The organism is Paenibacillus sp. FSL F4-0100 (assembly GCF_037993005.1).
In the GTDB taxonomy this organism is placed as follows: Bacteria; Bacillota; Bacilli; order Paenibacillales; family Paenibacillaceae; genus Paenibacillus_AQ.
On sequence record NZ_CP150303.1, the window covers coordinates 6367206 to 6383237 of the forward strand.

Annotated in this window: 19 protein-coding genes and 6 tRNA genes; 5 read left to right on the plus strand and 20 right to left on the minus strand. The window is 49.1% G+C overall.

The window, feature by feature from the left end; all coding sequences use genetic code 11:
* Nucleotides 1–57 precede the first annotated feature (57 nt).
* The gene (locus tag MHH48_RS28850) at nucleotides 58–1476 is read left to right on the plus strand and encodes a PepSY domain-containing protein (RefSeq protein ID WP_076324657.1); all 1419 of its coding nucleotides are present in this window, start codon (nucleotides 58–60) and stop codon (nucleotides 1474–1476) included.
* A gap of 41 nt (nucleotides 1477–1517) precedes the next feature.
* Entirely contained in the window at nucleotides 1518–1994 is a 477-nt protein-coding gene (locus MHH48_RS28855) for a FixH family protein (RefSeq protein ID WP_076324658.1), read from the plus strand.
* Between the two features lie 12 nt (nucleotides 1995–2006).
* Here MHH48_RS28855 and MHH48_RS28860 read toward each other — a convergent pair whose 3' ends face one another.
* The 6 genes from MHH48_RS28860 to MHH48_RS28885 form a co-directional block, all read right to left on the minus strand.
* Nucleotides 2007–2432: a thiol-disulfide oxidoreductase DCC family protein gene (locus MHH48_RS28860; RefSeq protein ID WP_076324659.1), complete on the minus strand. Its 426-nt coding sequence runs from the start codon at nucleotides 2430–2432 to the stop codon at nucleotides 2007–2009.
* Nucleotides 2433–2520: 88 nt separating this feature from the next.
* Complete coding sequence (locus MHH48_RS28865) at nucleotides 2521–2796, minus strand: hypothetical protein (protein WP_076324660.1); 276 nt, start codon at nucleotides 2794–2796, stop codon at nucleotides 2521–2523.
* Nucleotides 2797–2885: 89 nt separating this feature from the next.
* Nucleotides 2886–3128: a zinc ribbon domain-containing protein gene (locus MHH48_RS28870; protein WP_006212369.1), complete on the minus strand. Its 243-nt coding sequence runs from the start codon at nucleotides 3126–3128 to the stop codon at nucleotides 2886–2888.
* Between the two features lie 139 nt (nucleotides 3129–3267).
* Nucleotides 3268–3687: an Ohr family peroxiredoxin gene (locus MHH48_RS28875; RefSeq protein ID WP_076324661.1), complete on the minus strand. Its 420-nt coding sequence runs from the start codon at nucleotides 3685–3687 to the stop codon at nucleotides 3268–3270.
* 186 nt (nucleotides 3688–3873) lie between these two features.
* Nucleotides 3874–3956: transfer RNA gene (locus MHH48_RS28880), tRNA-Leu, on the minus strand.
* Between the two features lie 109 nt (nucleotides 3957–4065).
* Nucleotides 4066–4422 carry a helix-turn-helix transcriptional regulator gene (locus tag MHH48_RS28885; RefSeq protein ID WP_076324662.1) on the minus strand — a complete coding sequence of 119 codons (357 nt, stop codon included), beginning with the start codon at nucleotides 4420–4422 and terminating at the stop codon, nucleotides 4066–4068.
* 176 nt (nucleotides 4423–4598) lie between these two features.
* Between MHH48_RS28885 and MHH48_RS28890 the strand changes: the two genes are divergently transcribed.
* Nucleotides 4599–5243, plus strand: coding sequence for a PAS domain-containing protein (locus tag MHH48_RS28890; RefSeq protein WP_076324663.1), 645 nt, complete (start codon nucleotides 4599–4601; stop codon nucleotides 5241–5243).
* A 101-nt stretch (nucleotides 5244–5344) separates the two neighbouring features.
* On the opposite strand, the gene MHH48_RS28895 is transcribed toward MHH48_RS28890, so the two are convergent.
* From MHH48_RS28895 to MHH48_RS28955, 13 genes are all read right to left on the minus strand, one after another.
* Nucleotides 5345–6988, minus strand: a complete 1644-nt coding sequence (locus MHH48_RS28895; protein ID WP_076324664.1) for an alpha/beta hydrolase-fold protein — start codon at nucleotides 6986–6988, stop codon at nucleotides 5345–5347.
* A 22-nt stretch (nucleotides 6989–7010) separates the two neighbouring features.
* Nucleotides 7011–8030: an iron ABC transporter permease gene (locus MHH48_RS28900; protein WP_076324665.1), complete on the minus strand. Its 1020-nt coding sequence runs from the start codon at nucleotides 8028–8030 to the stop codon at nucleotides 7011–7013.
* Nucleotides 8023–9030, minus strand: a complete 1008-nt coding sequence (locus MHH48_RS28905; protein ID WP_076324666.1) for an iron ABC transporter permease — start codon at nucleotides 9028–9030, stop codon at nucleotides 8023–8025. The genes MHH48_RS28900 and MHH48_RS28905 overlap by 8 nt, the downstream gene beginning before the upstream one ends.
* Nucleotides 9031–9070: 40 nt before the next feature.
* Nucleotides 9071–10093 (minus strand): ABC transporter substrate-binding protein, encoded by a 1023-nt coding sequence (locus MHH48_RS28910; RefSeq protein ID WP_076324667.1) that lies wholly within the window; start codon nucleotides 10091–10093, stop codon nucleotides 9071–9073.
* A gap of 118 nt (nucleotides 10094–10211) precedes the next feature.
* Entirely contained in the window at nucleotides 10212–11879 is a 1668-nt protein-coding gene (locus tag MHH48_RS28915; protein WP_076324668.1) for an AraC family transcriptional regulator, read from the minus strand.
* 262 nt (nucleotides 11880–12141) lie between these two features.
* Nucleotides 12142–12606, minus strand: a complete 465-nt coding sequence (locus MHH48_RS28920; protein ID WP_076324669.1) for a general stress protein — start codon at nucleotides 12604–12606, stop codon at nucleotides 12142–12144.
* A gap of 313 nt (nucleotides 12607–12919) precedes the next feature.
* Nucleotides 12920–13002 (minus strand) — tRNA-Leu (locus tag MHH48_RS28925).
* A gap of 39 nt (nucleotides 13003–13041) precedes the next feature.
* A tRNA-Lys gene (locus tag MHH48_RS28930) sits at nucleotides 13042–13117 on the minus strand.
* A gap of 34 nt (nucleotides 13118–13151) precedes the next feature.
* Nucleotides 13152–13226, minus strand: a tRNA-Glu gene (locus MHH48_RS28935).
* Nucleotides 13227–13342: 116 nt separating this feature from the next.
* The gene (locus MHH48_RS28940) at nucleotides 13343–13942 is read right to left on the minus strand and encodes a peptidase E (protein WP_076324670.1); all 600 of its coding nucleotides are present in this window, start codon (nucleotides 13940–13942) and stop codon (nucleotides 13343–13345) included.
* Nucleotides 13943–14030: 88 nt separating this feature from the next.
* Nucleotides 14031–14119 (minus strand) — tRNA-Ser (locus MHH48_RS28945).
* A 3-nt stretch (nucleotides 14120–14122) separates the two neighbouring features.
* Nucleotides 14123–14198 (minus strand) — tRNA-Asn (locus MHH48_RS28950).
* Between the two features lie 26 nt (nucleotides 14199–14224).
* Nucleotides 14225–14731 (minus strand): SprT family protein, encoded by a 507-nt coding sequence (locus MHH48_RS28955; RefSeq protein WP_256720723.1) that lies wholly within the window; start codon nucleotides 14729–14731, stop codon nucleotides 14225–14227.
* Nucleotides 14732–14828: 97 nt separating this feature from the next.
* On the opposite strand from MHH48_RS28955, the gene MHH48_RS28960 reads away from it, so the two are divergent.
* Together MHH48_RS28960 and cmpA are read left to right on the plus strand one after the other, a co-directional pair.
* Nucleotides 14829–15179: a hydrolase/acyltransferase gene (locus tag MHH48_RS28960; protein WP_071222576.1), complete on the plus strand. Its 351-nt coding sequence runs from the start codon at nucleotides 14829–14831 to the stop codon at nucleotides 15177–15179.
* Between the two features lie 80 nt (nucleotides 15180–15259).
* Nucleotides 15260–15391: a cortex morphogenetic protein CmpA gene (gene cmpA / locus MHH48_RS28965; RefSeq protein ID WP_015737250.1), complete on the plus strand. Its 132-nt coding sequence runs from the start codon at nucleotides 15260–15262 to the stop codon at nucleotides 15389–15391.
* 98 nt (nucleotides 15392–15489) lie between these two features.
* Here cmpA and MHH48_RS28970 read toward each other — a convergent pair whose 3' ends face one another.
* Nucleotides 15490–15960: a DinB family protein gene (locus MHH48_RS28970; RefSeq protein ID WP_076324671.1), complete on the minus strand. Its 471-nt coding sequence runs from the start codon at nucleotides 15958–15960 to the stop codon at nucleotides 15490–15492.
* Nucleotides 15961–16032 lie beyond the last annotated feature (72 nt).

The following is a 16032-nucleotide window of genomic DNA, read 5'->3' on the forward strand; positions in this document are numbered from 1 at the left end:
AACGCTCATGTTCATCTTATATAAATTTTAGCCGTAAATGAAAAGGAGCCACCAGCCATGGGGAAAAAGAAACCTCCAGCAAGCAAACCAAATGAAAGTCAACCGCCAAATCCAAGCTCTGCCGCATGGTACAAAATCGTATGGAGATGGCACTTCTATGCCGGCATCATCTTCGCTCCCTTTCTGATCATCCTGGCTATCACCGGCTCCGTTTACTTATTTAAGCCTCAGATTGAACAAGCGCTATATCGGGACTACTACACGGTAACCCCTCAGGTTGAACGGGTAACGCCCAGCAAGCTGGTCGGACAAGTTAAAGAGCTCTACCCTGACGCTACGATCACGAAATACCGCCCAGGCGAGTCGGACTCCCGCTCTACAGAGATTAGTTTGACCTCAGGGGGCGAATCCATGACCGTCTTCATGGACCCCTATACGGGAGAAAAGATTGGCGAGCTGAAAGACAAAGACCGCATCATGGACAAAATCGAGGAGTTCCACGGCGAGCTGATGGTCGGGACCGTGGGGGACCGGATCGTGGAGCTTGCCGCCTGCTGGGCGATCGTGCTGATCATGACCGGGGTGTATTTGTGGTTTCCGAAAAATAAAAACAAAAACAAAAGCAAAAAGAAAAGAAGCCTCGCGGGCATCCTGTACCCGCGTCTGGGCAAGGGGAAGCAGATTCTTCGTAGAGACCTGCATGCCGTTCCCGCATTCTGGATTGCCGCAGGCATGTTGTTTCTTATTATGACCGGATTGCCCTGGTCAGGCCTGTGGGGTAGCAATTTTCAAACCGTGGCGACCAATACCGGTGCCGGCTATCCGCCTTCCATCTGGTCGGGCAGTGCGCCATCCTCCCATGTCATGCAGACCAAGGAAGTGGCTGAAGTACCTTGGGCCGCCGAGAATCTAGCGGTTCCCAATTCGACCATCTCCGACTTTACCCCGCTTCCCATCGAAGATGTGATGTATGTGGCCCGAAGTGAGGGGATCCATCCAAGCTACACCATCAGCATCCCGCAGCAAGCGGACGGGGTGTACACATTGTCTGCCTATCCGCCCAAAGCACAAGACGAGGCTACCATGCATATCGACCAGTACAGCGGCGCGGTGTTGGCGGATTATCGCTATGATCATTACGGAATCGTCGGCAAAGCCGTTGCCCTTGGCATTACGCTGCATAAAGGAACGCAGCTGGGCATCGTCAACCAAATCTTCAGTTTGCTTATATGCATAGGAATCATTTTTATTGCGGTAAGCGGTTTGTACTTGTGGTGGAAGCGAAAACCGGAGCATGGACTGGGGGCACCAAAAGCGCCCGAGGTAGATGCCAAAAAAATGAGGCTGTTTCTTCTGCTGCTCATCGCTTTGGGGATCCTATTCCCGCTTGTGGGCTTGTCCCTCATCATCGTGTGGATCATTGATTATGTCATCGTTCGGAGGGTACCGGCGATCAAGACATTTCTGAATGCCTGATTCGGTTATATACTCAAACTACAATAAGGGGTGGCGGTTTCATGATCATGAAAAGCCGTTTTATATTATCCGTTCTGCTATCGGTCCTGCTGCTGAGCGCTTGCTCGGCCAGTCCCGATGCAGCCAACCGGTATGAAAAAGAAATCCCGCTGATCGCCGAGGTGAACATTCCGGATGCATTATCCGTACATCAACCGGAGACCATCGAGATTATCCTTACCCAGGATGGCAAAAGAGTACCCGGTGCGGATTTTGTCCACTATGAGCTGTGGAGCCATGACGGCTCCCTGCGGGATCCCATGACGGATGCGGTAGAGGTCGGTGACGGCATATATACGGTAACCAAAACCTTCGATAAAGAGGGGCTGTATTTCATCAAGCTGCACAGCGGCAACAACGGTTCCATCATCATTCCCCAGAAACCGTTCGCCGTCGGCAAACTGTCCGAGGAAGAGCTTGCCTATCTGCAAGCGGGTACCCCCACATTTCAAGAAGGTACGACAGAACATCATCATTAATACAAGATCGCATTAGGACAAAAACCGGCGCCGAATCTCCGGCGTCGGAACCATGCATTCAGTGGATTGTCCGAACCACCGGTAACGGTTCTTCGCCACCCAGCGGTACACCAGGTTCCGTAAAAAAGGGGGAATCAGAATCAGAATGTACGACAGCATCCAAGGAAAACGAAGACGTCGTGCAATCCGAAGAGCGCCAGTCGACCTTGTGTAATACTTCCCTTGTTCAATCAGAACCATCGTTTCCGTAGTATCTCCACTAAGCCCTCCCTGCCTCAACAGCTCCTGCCCAATCTCGGATTGTAGCGAAGCAAAGCGAAAGGCACCCCCAGGATCTCTCTTGATAATGAACTGCGTCAGACCCTGGCACAAATGGCACACACCATCAATCAGCACAATGGCATATTCCTCATGATTTTCCGTTGCACGATCCTTCATATACTCCTTCGCTCCCTTCCCATACCCATAAACAAGAAAAAACGCAGGAGCCCTCTCCTACGCTTGATCAAGTACGCTTATTGGTTTATTACTCAGCAGCTTTGTTCAGCCACTCGCCGTCTTTCATCTGCTGGTCGAATTCGTTTGAGAATTTCTCCATGCATTTGCATATGAAATCCTTACGACAAACCGGGCAAGGTACTTTCCCAAGTCGGCTAAGTGCAGTCAGTTTCCATTCCGGGAAGCGGTTATAGAATACGCGAATATCCGTTCCGTCAGCCGTGTGGATAATGAATTCGTAAAGCCCTTCTTTTTCATTGCTTCCAGCTGTGGTCACATTTGCAATCTGCGGTCTGTATGGCATGTTCATCACCCGTTTATTTTATTTAAATTCCCTATGACTGGTTTGTACTTTCTGGTACTTAGTCATATTAAAGAATTTTAGGGGTGATGTCAACCGAAGAACACATCCAGGATCGAGCCAAGCTGCCCCCTCTTTTTACCTTCTAATATATCCGGGTTGAACACTTCCACATATCCGCAGTTCGTGCAGGAAACAAATAGGAAATGATTGTGCTGAATATCAAACATCTTACTCAGCCCGGCCCCAGACATCGAGACCTCTTTCGTCTGGCAGTGATTTCCTCCGCATTTGCTGCATACAAACCGTTCCTCTATCATTTGTTCAATACGCATCTTAAGCGCCCCTTTCCATTTCATAGCTTTAACTGAAATACGGCGTATCATGTAAAAAGTTTCATATTCAGCATCATATGTCGACAAAAAAAGATGACCCTCCATTGTCAGAGAGCCACCCGAATTCCTTCCTTTATGGTCAGCTTACGCTTAACTCCACGTCGATGTTGCCCCGGGTTGCTTTGGAATACGGACAAAACGCGTGCGCTTTCTTCGCGAGATCCTCCGCCTGGCTTCGTTCGATACCCGGCATTTCGATCTTTAGCTTCACTGCAAGCTTAAAGCCGTCAGCGCCTTCGTCCTTTCCGATCATAACCTGGGAGTGTATCACAACGTCCTTGAGCTCGACGCCCTCTTTACGGGCGATATTAGCCAGAGCGCTTTCGTAACAGGCGCCATAGCCGGCCGCAAACAGCTGCTCCGGATTGGTTCCGTTACCGCCCGGTCCTCCAAGCTCCTTCGGCATGCTTAATTTGTGATTAAGAACCCCATCCGTAGATTCAACAGAGCCTTCACGCCCTCCAATGACTTTTACATCTGCTGTGTATAATGGTTTCATGCTCGTTCATCTCCTTCATGCCCTATTATGGTCTCTACATGTATTCTTTAAACTTGCAGCACAAATTGAAACGATAAATAGGGCAACTCGCAAAAGAAACAGCATATTCCCAGCTCGCAAAGGCAAACAAAAAAGCTGTTTATCAAAGGAAGAATTCCTCTTGATAAACAGCTTCTTCATAAAGTATGCGGTAGAGAGGACTCGAACCTCCACGGGTATACACCCACTACCCCCTCAAGATAGCGTGTCTGCCATTCCACCACTACCGCATGTTATAAGGGATGTTCTGTAGCGAACATTCCTTATTATACTGTTCCATCATACAAAAGTAAAGAGCCAAATTATGGGTCGTTGGCTTAGGCGCAAGAGCAGCTAGTTCTAGTCGTTTCGCTTTTCCTTCCGGTAGGCTGAAAACTCAATATATTCACGGATAAACTCCTTCTCATTCTCTGCCAATCCGGACATTAAGGGAAGATCGGAAGATTCCGAGTCCACTCCATACTCCCCACGCGCTTCCCTGACTCGGGTAGGGTTGCCCTTGCCAATAATCAACCAATCCAAGCTAACGGAAAAGAATGCTGCTATCTCAATTAATTTATTCGTGCTCGGCGTTGTTTTCCCCCTCTTCCAATCACCAAAATTTCCTGTGCTGATCCCGAGGGTTTCACAAAACGCCTTCTTGGTCATGCCTCGGCTTTCTATGAGATGTTCGATTCGTTGGTAAATAGACTGCATCAAACAACCGCCTTCCTAATTCTCTTTGAAAGAAAATTACTTATGTACGTATTTTTCTCTTGCAAAACCACTTAATTAAGTGTATAATCAACATATATTGCCTAAATTATACCATAGTACTCATGGAACGTTGTATCTTTTAGTCATGAGTCTATTTAGTATGAGGAGCGAGTCATTTGCCCTACGATACCATGATCACATCCTGGAATAATGCGGTTCATTCCTTGAATAAAGGACTGATGATCCTTACCCCGGATGGCATCATAGACAAAATTAACGATCCACTCATTACCATGGCCGAAAGATATGGTGTTTCCGCTGAGTTTGGGTGGGAGGGGGCATCTTTTTTTAATATCGCTTCCCAGCCCTTGAGTTTGGCTTCATTTGATCATTTTTTCCATGAGTTGGATGTGCCCTCCGTAAGAGATGTTATGCTGGGTAAGCTGTCTGATTATTCCTTTGAATATGCGGTGCAATGGAACGGCCAAGAGATTTGGGTTTTATGTGAGGTACTGCCGCTGCTTATCAACAAGAACAGCCGTATTCACGGAGCTATGATATTATTTACGGATATTACGAAGTTCAAACGCAAGGAACTGCTGCTGGAACAAGCGCTGGCTCACAGCTTTCCCCTTCCCGGGCATATTCCGATCTGCGCCGTATGCAAATACGTTCACCACGGGCAAGAGTGGGAACCTGTGGAGAGCTATTTGGAGAGCCGCCTCCCTATTGAATTCACCCACGATATCTGTCCGGGTTGCATTCGCAGATTATACCCGAAGTACTCTTCCATCCTTGACGATCCGGAATTACTGGATTAACTCTCTGCCTACATGCAACAACACTGAATAAGCAGCTTCATTATCCAGCTTTATCACTGGATATGAGGCTGCTTATTTATGCTTAAATCATCATTCTCATATTACGCGTTCACAAAACGAAGCAGAGGGCTTATCAGAGTAGGCAGCACCGAGACGTGCCCTTCTCCCTCAATTTCATGAAACGTAGTCTCCAGCACCTCATTATGCCCTTTGAGGAATGCATAGAGTTCCCTGGCGTCTTGCACCATAGACGGCTTCTCCTCGGCACCAACGTACAGACGCAGCTCTTTGCGCTGTCCACTCTGCTGTAAACGGATTTTTCCCTCTTCCCATCGCTTGTACAACACGTAGTTCTTCCACCACACCGAGGGACAGGCCGCAATATACCGCGAAAAGGCTTCCGGTCTGGTGAATAATGTATACAAGGTGAAAAAACCACCGAGCGAGTGCCCGAACAACGCCTGCTTCGAACGGTTCACCGCGTATTGACGCTCTACGGCCGGCTTCAGCTGAAACTCGATAAACGTAAGGAATGCTTCAACGCCGCCTGTTTTCGGCCAATCCAATCCGTTAGGACGGACCGGCAGTTCATGGTCTTCAGCATATTCAGTAAAGTTATAAAAACGCTCGCTGCTCACAATGGGACTGTCGCTGTCAAAGCCGATCCCGACAATAAGCGCCGAGGGAATGCCACGGGGCGTCCGGGATTGCACTCGGATTGCCTCCGCAAGCGATCCAAAGGTCGCATTGGCATCCAGCGAATATAACACAGGATACCCTCCTTCGGGTGGCGGTCCCATCGGTTCGGCAATATAAATACGGTATTCACGGCCTGTGACGTCGGATTGCATGGACCATGTCACCGTTCCCGGTATGCAAAACAAAGAATCCTTTTCGGGGTTATTGTTATGGTCATCGCGGTTATCGCACTCTTCATCCTTTTCGTGTTTTTCGTGATGATCCTTACCTTCATGCTGAGAACGCGCCATCTCGGATTCTTGGTCATCTTCTTCCTTGACGAACAACCACCGCAGCGCATCCGGAAATCTTCTGGCCATAAAAATGGGATCATGGGTTCCATCAGGATCTACCGCCAGCTGGATCCGCTCGGGGTTCACCCCTTGTTCGATCCAGAACCGATGGGCCTCGACGTTATTCGAAAACATATGTTTCTGCGCATTTTCCTTGTACGCACCTTCCAACTGTCCAACAGACATATACACCCTCAGTCCGGCAGGCAATTCTCCCTGCTGTCCGATGTAATCCATAACCCCCTCATACCATAACGAAGCCGACAGCATCCCGATCCGTCCAAAGGTCTCGGCACGCCAATATCCCGCGAACATCGAGATCAAACCGCCAAAGGAACCGCCAATGATTGCGGTATGCTCGGGTGCTGCGAGCGCACGGTAATGTCTGTCTATGTATGCCTTGATGACATCCGCAACCTCATCGACATAAGCTCTGCCCTCCCCGCCGAAAGGCGGATTGCCCTCCAGCAGCGGCTCAGCCGGCCAAGGCGTATACTCACGATTCCGGTTCGTAGACGATATGCCAACCAGGATGACCTCGACCAGTTGGCCTGCTGCAAACAGATGATGCAGATAGTTGAGGCAGTCCGTAAACATATCTCCTTGATCCTGTACATAGGCAACAGGATAGGAACGGTCCGACTCATGATAAGAAGGAGGTAAATACAGTGTGAGTTCCCTGTCCTCAACAACCAGCTGTTGATAACGATTCATGTGATCCTCCCGAAAGCTACTTTTATTTTCTCATGCGAATTAATAGATAGACAAAATACGGAACCCCGATCACGGACACCACAATGCCTGCAGCCAGCTCGGCCGGAGCGAATATCGTTCTGCCGATGAAATCGCCTATGACCACAATCGCCATACCTGCTATACCGCTGATCGGGATGATATGCCTGTGCCGCAGCCCAACCAGCTGCCTCGCCAGATGCGGAGCGATCAGACCGACAAACCCGATGCTGCCGGATACGGCAACGCTCGCACTGACCAAACCGATGCTGCATAGAAGCAATACCTTTTTCTCACGCTCGACGGATACCCCGACACTCTTCACGCTTTCCTCGCTCAGCTGGAATAAGTCGAGCACTTGAGAGCGGAGCCAAATGATAGGCGGCAGCATAATGAGCCAAGGAAGCATCGTGACCACGAACTTCCAGTTGGCGCTGTGAAGGCTGCCGGCCAGCCAAGCTACGGCCATCTCATAGTCCGATGGATTCATTTTCAGCGAGAGGAACATCGTAATAGCACCGAAGCCCGAGGCAATCGCAATCCCCACAAGAATTAGCCGCTGTGGATCCAGCTTTCCGTTTTCTCTCGCGAACATAAATATGGCCGTAGTCGCCGCCAAGCCGCCAGCGATACCGAACATCGGCATCATCATAACCCCGAGCCAGCCGGTCATCGTGATCTGTCCTTGCAGCAAGAACATAAACAACACAACTGCCATGCCTGCACCTGCATTGATGCCGAGTATGCCCGGATCCGCGAGTCCGTTGCGGGTAACCCCCTGGATAACGGCACCGGCCATACCCAGCGCAAACCCGACGAGAGCGCCAAGCACAATACGCGGTAACCTGAATTCAAACACGACGAGATCAAAATCGGAATTGGGACTCAGCCGCAGCAGTGTCTGAAATACTTCCTTGATGGACATATCAAACGTCCCGTTAGTCAGACTGAAATATACGGCAGTCAATACAACCAGGATTCCTCCAGTAAGAACAATCGGGAATCGATAGTAGGTGTTACGCACGCTGAGCCCCTCCCCTCGTCTTGATCAAATAGAGGAAGAAAGGAACGCCGATCAACGAAGTAATAACACCCACTGGCGTCTCAAACGGATCATTCACAAACCGTGCGAGAATATCGCATAATGCCAGAAACATGCCACCAAGCACGCCCGACACCGGTACGATCCATCGATAATCCGAGCCGGACAGGAAACGGGCAATATGAGGAATAATTAAACCTACAAAAGCAACCTTACCCGCCAGCGCAACAGATACGCCGGTCAGAATAACAACAGCCAGCATCGCAAGGGCTTTGATCAGCCATGTATTCACACCGAGCCCCTTGGCCGTTTCGTCCCCGAGCGACAGCAGCGTGATCGATTTGGACAAAACGACGGCAAGGCATAAACCAACGATAGCAAACGGAATGCTCAGTTTGATCAGTTCCGGGTCCATTGCGTGCAATCGGGCATTGTACCAGAAGCTGATATTTTGCGATATTTGAAAATAGGCCGCCAATGCCTCTGCGGTACCGCTAAGAAACGTCCCGATTACGGTTCCGAGTATAGCCAGTCGAACCGGACTGAGTCCGCCAGGAATAAGCCATGCCAAGCCGAACACGACGGCTGCTCCGATGGCGGAGCCGATCAACGAACTGACAATGTACATATTGGAGCTGGCGTTCGGGATAAATACCATGAACAGTGTCACCGCGAACACCGAACCGTCGGATACCCCCATGATGGATGGGGACGCCAAATAGTTCCTTGTCATTCCTTGCATTAACGCACCTGATACCGCGAGAAAAGCGCCGATGAGCATTGCGCCGACGACTCTCGGCAATCGAGAACTCACAATGATCTGATGATCGATGTTCTCCGAATCAAAAGCAAAGATGGAATCCCAAACGGTATCCATCGTAATATTCTTGGCTCCATACAGGATGGAGGCCGCTATGAGCAATAAACAGACTGCCGGGGCCATCACAAGGATGACAGCCGGCAGTGATTTTTTGAATCCCATGAACAACACGCCTTATAGGTTTATACTGAAATGTTTGATGTTACTTTGTCAGGCTTTCGACCGCAGCTTTCAGAAACTCGATTTTGCTGTACGCAGTTCCGCCTTGAGCGAGTGGATCTACCACGTTGACAAAAGCGGTGCCGTTCTTGAATGCATTCAAGTTCTTCATGATTGGATCATTCTGCAGTTCTTCCAAAGCATTCGGCGTATCTTTATTCTCATCTGGCGAGAATTGGACAAATACGTAATCCGGATTCATCTCTGCAATCTTCTCTTTCGAGATCAGTTCCTGTGCTTTGGCTGCGGCTACTTCAGCCGGTACTTCAATCCCCAAATCCTCATACAGTACCGGGTTAAAGAACACCCCTGCCGGATAGATGTACATCTCACCTGCACGAATCCGAAGCGCCAGAACTTTCTTGTCCTTCAGGCTATCTCCAATCGTCGCTTTGACTTTTTCCAAGTCCTCTTTATATTTCGCGATTTCCTGTTCCGCTTGTTCCTGTTTGCCGCTTAACTCGCCGAGCAATTTCAGGTTGCTCTCCCAGTTGGTCGAGATATGGGAGTACGGAATCGTGGGAGCAATTTTGTTCAACTGTTCAATGACTTCAGGCTTGGCTTTGGACGATGCCAAAATCACATCCGGCTTCAAAGACAGGATCGTTTCGAAATTCGGCTCCATTTTCTCACCAACCGACTGGGCGTCCTTCGTGATCGACTCAAACATCGGCGGGAATTTACCCGAGAAGGTGATCGCTCCAACCGGGTTCACTTCCAACACAATGGCATCCTCCATGGCTTCAACCGCACCCGTGATGACGATGCGCTCGGTTTTCGCCGGAAGCGTATATTCCTGATCGAGGTATTTCACCACTTTAGTATCGGACGATGTGGGGGTCGCTTCTTCCTTTGCAGCGTTATCCTCCCCGGCTGTATTCGTGCTTTCTGCTGCATTATTCGTGCTTGCTCCGTCTGTATCTTTAGCCTCGTTACCTCCACCGCAAGCGGACAGTACCAACGCAAATGCCAGCAATAACCCCAAAACCCATTTCATTCGTTTCATCTCTCTCCTAATACCCCTTCCATGATCTATGATCACTCGAATAATTGATAATGATTATCATTATTGATCATAGTATAGGATTTGCTCTCTTAGTACCATGGACAAATAACCGGATTCCTCATGGACAATTTCCGGAAAACAACCGGAAGGCCTCTTCCGCCATCTGCTCCATCGCAATGGGAGAGTATTCGCGCCAAGGGTAAGAGGATAATGGATGGAACGTTCCCTCTCGCACCGCGGGTATGGTCATCCACTCCGGCGTTGCCTGCAGTTTTCTCCAATTCGCCAACGTTTCGGAATCCTGACGGATCAAGAGCAGAATGTGGTCTGCGCGGCTCTCCTTGATCTGCTTAATCGTTAAACATCCTTCATCCTCCCAATCCATAGGCATCGCCGGCTGAAAATTGAAATAATCAAATAATAGTTCCTTCATGCCCGGATGGCTGTAAGCCATCAGGTCATCCTGATGCAGGCGTGCAGTCAAAAGCGTGCGTGCTTCCATCATTTCAGTGGGGAGCTTCTCACGGTAAGTCGATATTTTATGATGAAACGTTTCAATCCATCGCTCTGCTTCAGGCAGCTTGTTCAGCAATTTAGCGAGACCTAGCAGATTAAACTGCCACCCTTCCTGCTCTGCCGGCATTTCGTAGAGGGGGGCAATCAGCCGAAGCTGTTCCTTCTCCCAATCCTCCACCCCCTGTGCGCAGACGATGAGCTCCGGACGTGCCGAGGCCAGCTTATCCAGATTGGCATATTTGTTATGATTCTGGCGGTATGCATCCAGATGGACCGGGATATCCGGCCCAAGAATGTTATAGTAATGCTGTGACCACTTCGGATGGAGGGGAGCCGCATACGGCGTGAAATCCAGCGGCATGGCGTAACCCAGGAGGGCTGTGGAGCCGTACATCGCCAGTTTATTTTTCCTTGTCTTCATATACACCGAGGGGGAGATCCCGAATGCCTTCTTGAACTTGCGGCTAAAATAAAATTCATCCTTATACCCCACCATATGCGCCACTTCACGCAGCAAAGAATCCGTGCCCAGCATCAGCTGCTTCGCCTTGTTCAAACGGACATGGGCCAAATAATCCATTGCGCTGCACCCATACGTCTTCTTATATACTTCTACAAAATATTTAGGACTTAGCTCGGAGAGGTTCGCCAATTGTTCAATCGTTAAATCTTCATCATAATGTTCCTCGATATACTCCTTCACCCGCTCCAGCGCTTGCCGCTTATCATTCTTGGAGTATGGGCTGCATTCGGCAATCATCGTATATAGCAGCTCTTGAAAATCCAGCTGAACCCTCCACTGTTTCATGGGCTCCTTGCTGTGAAAATCCTTATACATCGACCGACAGACGAGATTCAAGCGGTCCGGAGAGCTAATGACAAAGATGCCATCATAGGGCATGAGAGTGGCGCCGTCCACCTCATGCAATCGACCGCAGCCTGAGACACCTTCCATGAAACTAAAATGAAGTATTGCAACCGAAGCTTGCTCGTGTTCCTCGGAACTCTTGAGATCGGCACTCGTAATTCCGAAAGTAGACCCTGCTGCACAAAAATAAACACATCCCTTATTCATACGGGTGATTTGCTCTGCCTGTTGTAAACAGGTTTCTCCGCTCAGCGGGATGATCAGGGCTGGCTGCACTGCCAACTGCTGCTCCAAGGAGAGCTCATGCCCATGAACAATATCCATATTCCATAAACCGGCCATAAGCCCGCTGTATTCACGTGAATCTTTTTTGCTACTGCTATTCGTCAATAGGTTTACCATATGTACAGACCCCAACCTTAAATGAGAATGGTTATCATTATCATATAATTATCACACACCGTCCCAAAAGTCCAGCACGATCTTCTCTTCTCCACCTTATCGCACGACGATGTAAGGCAAAAAGAAAACAGCCACGCGCTCCCTGTCAGGGAGTCGTAGCTGCTGCTTTTCAAATGGTGTGGATGAGGCGGATCTTTCTCATGTGAGCAATTCAGTCCCCTTCAAGGGAGGGAAACTTTATCTCAAATCCACCGGATTGTCATTAGTTCCCCCGTTGGCGCTGCCTAGCTCTCGCCTCGCCGCCTTTGCGGCCCGCTTCTTCACGGCTCATCTTGCCGTCCCCGTTGCTGTCGCTGCCGCTTCTGGCTTCGCCGCCCTGCTGCCCAATCTCTTGATAGAACTCACGTCCGTGGGAATCCGAGGTAGCCTCGCCGCCTTTGCGTCCGATGTCCTCATAGAATTCTCTGCCATGAGAATCGGAAGTCGCTTCCCCGCCCTTCTGGCCGATTTCCTGATAAAATTCCTTATCATGAGAGTTTGACGTGGATTCTCCGCCTTTTTTACCGATATCCTGATAAAAGTCTTTGTCATGGGAACGGGAAGTTGCTTCGCCGCCCTTCCGTCCGATTTCTTGGTAGAATTCTTTGTCATGTTTGTTCGCAGTTGCTTCTCCACCTAAACGTCCTGCTTCTTCACGGCTCATCTTTCCATTGTTGTTATTAGCCATTCTGAATCACTCCTTATAGGTAATTTGAAGTTGTTGCTCGTCCACGTTATGATATTAAACTTCTGACCAGAGATGAAACACCGGTTTTGCATAAACGCGCACTGAAAATCGATGAAAACCGTGATGAATCTTATGTAAACCTTGATATAAGAAAAACGTCTATCGACATACATTCTAGAGAAGACTGACCGCGTTTAGATGTTGTTTTTCTTGCGATATCAGGTAGGCCATGCTTCGAAGTTTATACTTTCTGATATCTTAAACGCAAAAAAAAGCCCCGCACAAAGTGCGGAGCCTTTTCTTAATGTTCGTATGCGGTAGAGAGGACTCGAACCTCCACGGGTATACACCCACTACCCCCTCAAGATAGCGTGTCTGCCATTCCACCACTACCGCATAATATAAGGGATACATCATTTCGTTACTTCATAAAAATGGTGAGCCATGAAGGGCTCGAACCTTCGACACCCTGATTAAAAGTCAGGTGCTCTACCAACTGAGCTAATGGCTCTCGATGACAATCGTGCGGCTGCCATATAAGAAAGTGGTGACCCGTAGGGGATTCGAACCCCTGTTACCTCCGTGAAAGGGAGGTGTCTTAACCCCTTGACCAACGGGCCACTTTAACCACGTCGCCGTGACGACAAGATTGAGTATAGCATAATTTCAAAAATACTGGCAAGCTTTTTTTTCGTGAATTTTAATATTTATTTTCGGGGCTTTTTCGGCTTATAAATCAGCCTAAAAAATCCGGCGTTAACTTCTCTTCTTGAACGCGATTTCCTTCGAGTCCCATATGGTATGCATGTGCATTTTTCCTTGAGCTTACGATCCTATGCAGCCATCCGTCCATAAAATGCAAAGCAACCCCATCATCAGCAGCATATCCTGCTTGTGCCTCACCTTGAAGCACAAGTTTATGATAGGCAGGTCTTCTTTTGCTCTCACCATCATAATGCGGGCAATGACTGCCTTGTAATATACCCAAACCCTCAAGCTTGTACAAAGGCGCGTTCAATGGGTCCGTCACCCCTTGCTCAAACCAGCAAATGGAACCAGCGCTTAACCCAGTTAAGATGACACCCTGTTCATACGCCTCCTGGAGTATCTGATCCAGGCCCCATTCCTTCCACAAGACCAGCATATTGCGGATATTGCCCCCGCCAACATAGATGATATCCTTCTCGAGTACAAAAGACCGAAGATCGGCAAAGTTCGGCTGGAACAGCGACAGATGAATGGGAGTACACGGCAGTGCCCGGAAAGCATGATAGAAACGTTCAATATAACCATCCGCATCCCCGCTTGCTGTCGGAACAAAACACACCTTAGGCATTTCTTTCGGTACTTGTGATTCTCATCCCTATGCAAAAAAAAGCTCCCGATCACTTGGTGATGGGAGCTTTCTTCGATGTAACGCTCAACGGAGAGAGAGGGATTCGAACCCTCGCACCGCTTACGCAGTCTAACCCCTTAGCAGAGGGTCCCCTTATAGCCACTTGGGTATCTCTCCATATGGCTCCCCGAACAGGACTCGAACCTGTGACAACTCGATTAACAGTCGAGTGCTCTACCAACTGAGCTATCAGGGAACATTAAGTTGGATATTAATAATTTATCATGACTTCATAGGGGAGTCAAGCTTCAGAAGCGTAAGGCGTCCGGCGCACTTTCCGCACCGATAACGAGCCGGATTCATCTTCCGTTTACGGAGGTATTCCGTCCCGCAGGCACTGCAGCGAAGTTTATATCGATAAGGTTCCGGTTGACGACGGCCCGCAGCCTTGCCCTTCGGCAAGGACTTGCAGAAACGGCTCCCTCCAACGGCTTGCAGCAGGTTTTTGAAATCAGCGTCCCGATGCCGATATCCCCTGCCCGCAATATGCAGATGATAATGGCACAGCTCATGCTTGATGATCTTCTCCACCTCTTCCCTGCCGTGCGTAGCCAGCTGATGCGGATTGATCTCGATATGATGGCTTTTCATGAAATAGCGGCCGCCTGTTGAGGACAATCGCCGGTTAAACGTCGCCTTGTGCCTGAACGGAACCCGGAAGCTCTCCAGCGAGACTTTCTCAACCCATGCCTGCAGTTCTTCATTGCTCATCTCGTTCATCGTCACCATGTCTATCCTTCCTTTTGCCTTATAAATGCTACTTGAATTTTAACTTCTCTCTGGGCTACACTGTCAAGTAGAAAGTATGGAGGGAGAACCTGCAATCATGCCGAACATGCGCTACGTTATTTTAAAAGGACAGGACGAGCTGTTATTTGTCGAAATGCCCAGTGACTATGCTTACCAGCTCAGTGCTTTAAATTTACGCCTCAATAAGGAAATCGATAAACTCACAGCCGCAGGCAAACCTCAGCTGCCACTTGCTGTAGCCGAATGCGACAATCTGGATTTGCTGCAGGAATCGCTGAGCATTCAAGGTGGTCTGGAATACATAAATGAGCTTGAGCAAGCCTTTGCTTCCCTTAAGGAAACGGAATATCCACTCATCTCGCTGCTTACCGAAATTCGGGCTCTCCAAGCGCAGCTTGAGCAATGGTACGAGGAAGAAGCGTTATAATCGAGGTAGACCTGCACGCTTTGGGCTTTTTCCCCATATGCTATCCATACAGATGGAATTAGCAAGAGGAGGAGATACCCTTGCCGCAATGGCTCTGCAATCAATTGACACGCGCTTTTCGCAAAAAGGACAGACGTCAGATCAAGCTGCTGAACGAATGCTGGTACTTTTACCGGAATTCCCCGGGCGAAGAAAATTCGAATGCCCGTTAGGGCACTGCAACCGATCCATAGGTATGACAATAAGCCGGACATCCTGTCCGGCTTATTTTTGCATTGTATTATGATGGCTGAATGGTGGGATTTTGCACTTATAGATCGCTGCGTTTAGCTGGCCAGGACCCCTGAAGCTTCCGGAGAAAAACAATTTGCCCCGTATGATATGCATCATGCATGATTAAGCTAAGTATTCGCTGCGGCGATTCGATGACCTCCGCCTCCGGCATCTCCTCAATCTTCTGTCTTAACGCAGCATGAACTTCCTGAAGCTGCTCCCGAGCCGTATTCCATGCGTCCTCACTTGTTTCGTGAATGAGAAACGTCTCGTCGTTACCAATCCCTTCATTATGGAGCGGTGTCCCTTCCAATCTTCCGAGCAGACGCTGTTTGTAATACAGCAAATGCTGCACGTTCTCCCATATGGAATTCGCCGCCTGCCCTTCCGGTTTCCACAAAGCCTGCTCAACCGTAACATCCTTCAAGGCAGGATGAATCGGCGGATACCAATCCTCTTGCCCCATCGCATAATCCCAGTTTTGGAGCAGCAATTCCTTCATGTTCATAACCATCGCCTCCGCCTCATGATTGTAACCATCATAAATAAAATAGAACGTTACATAAAAATTAACACACTT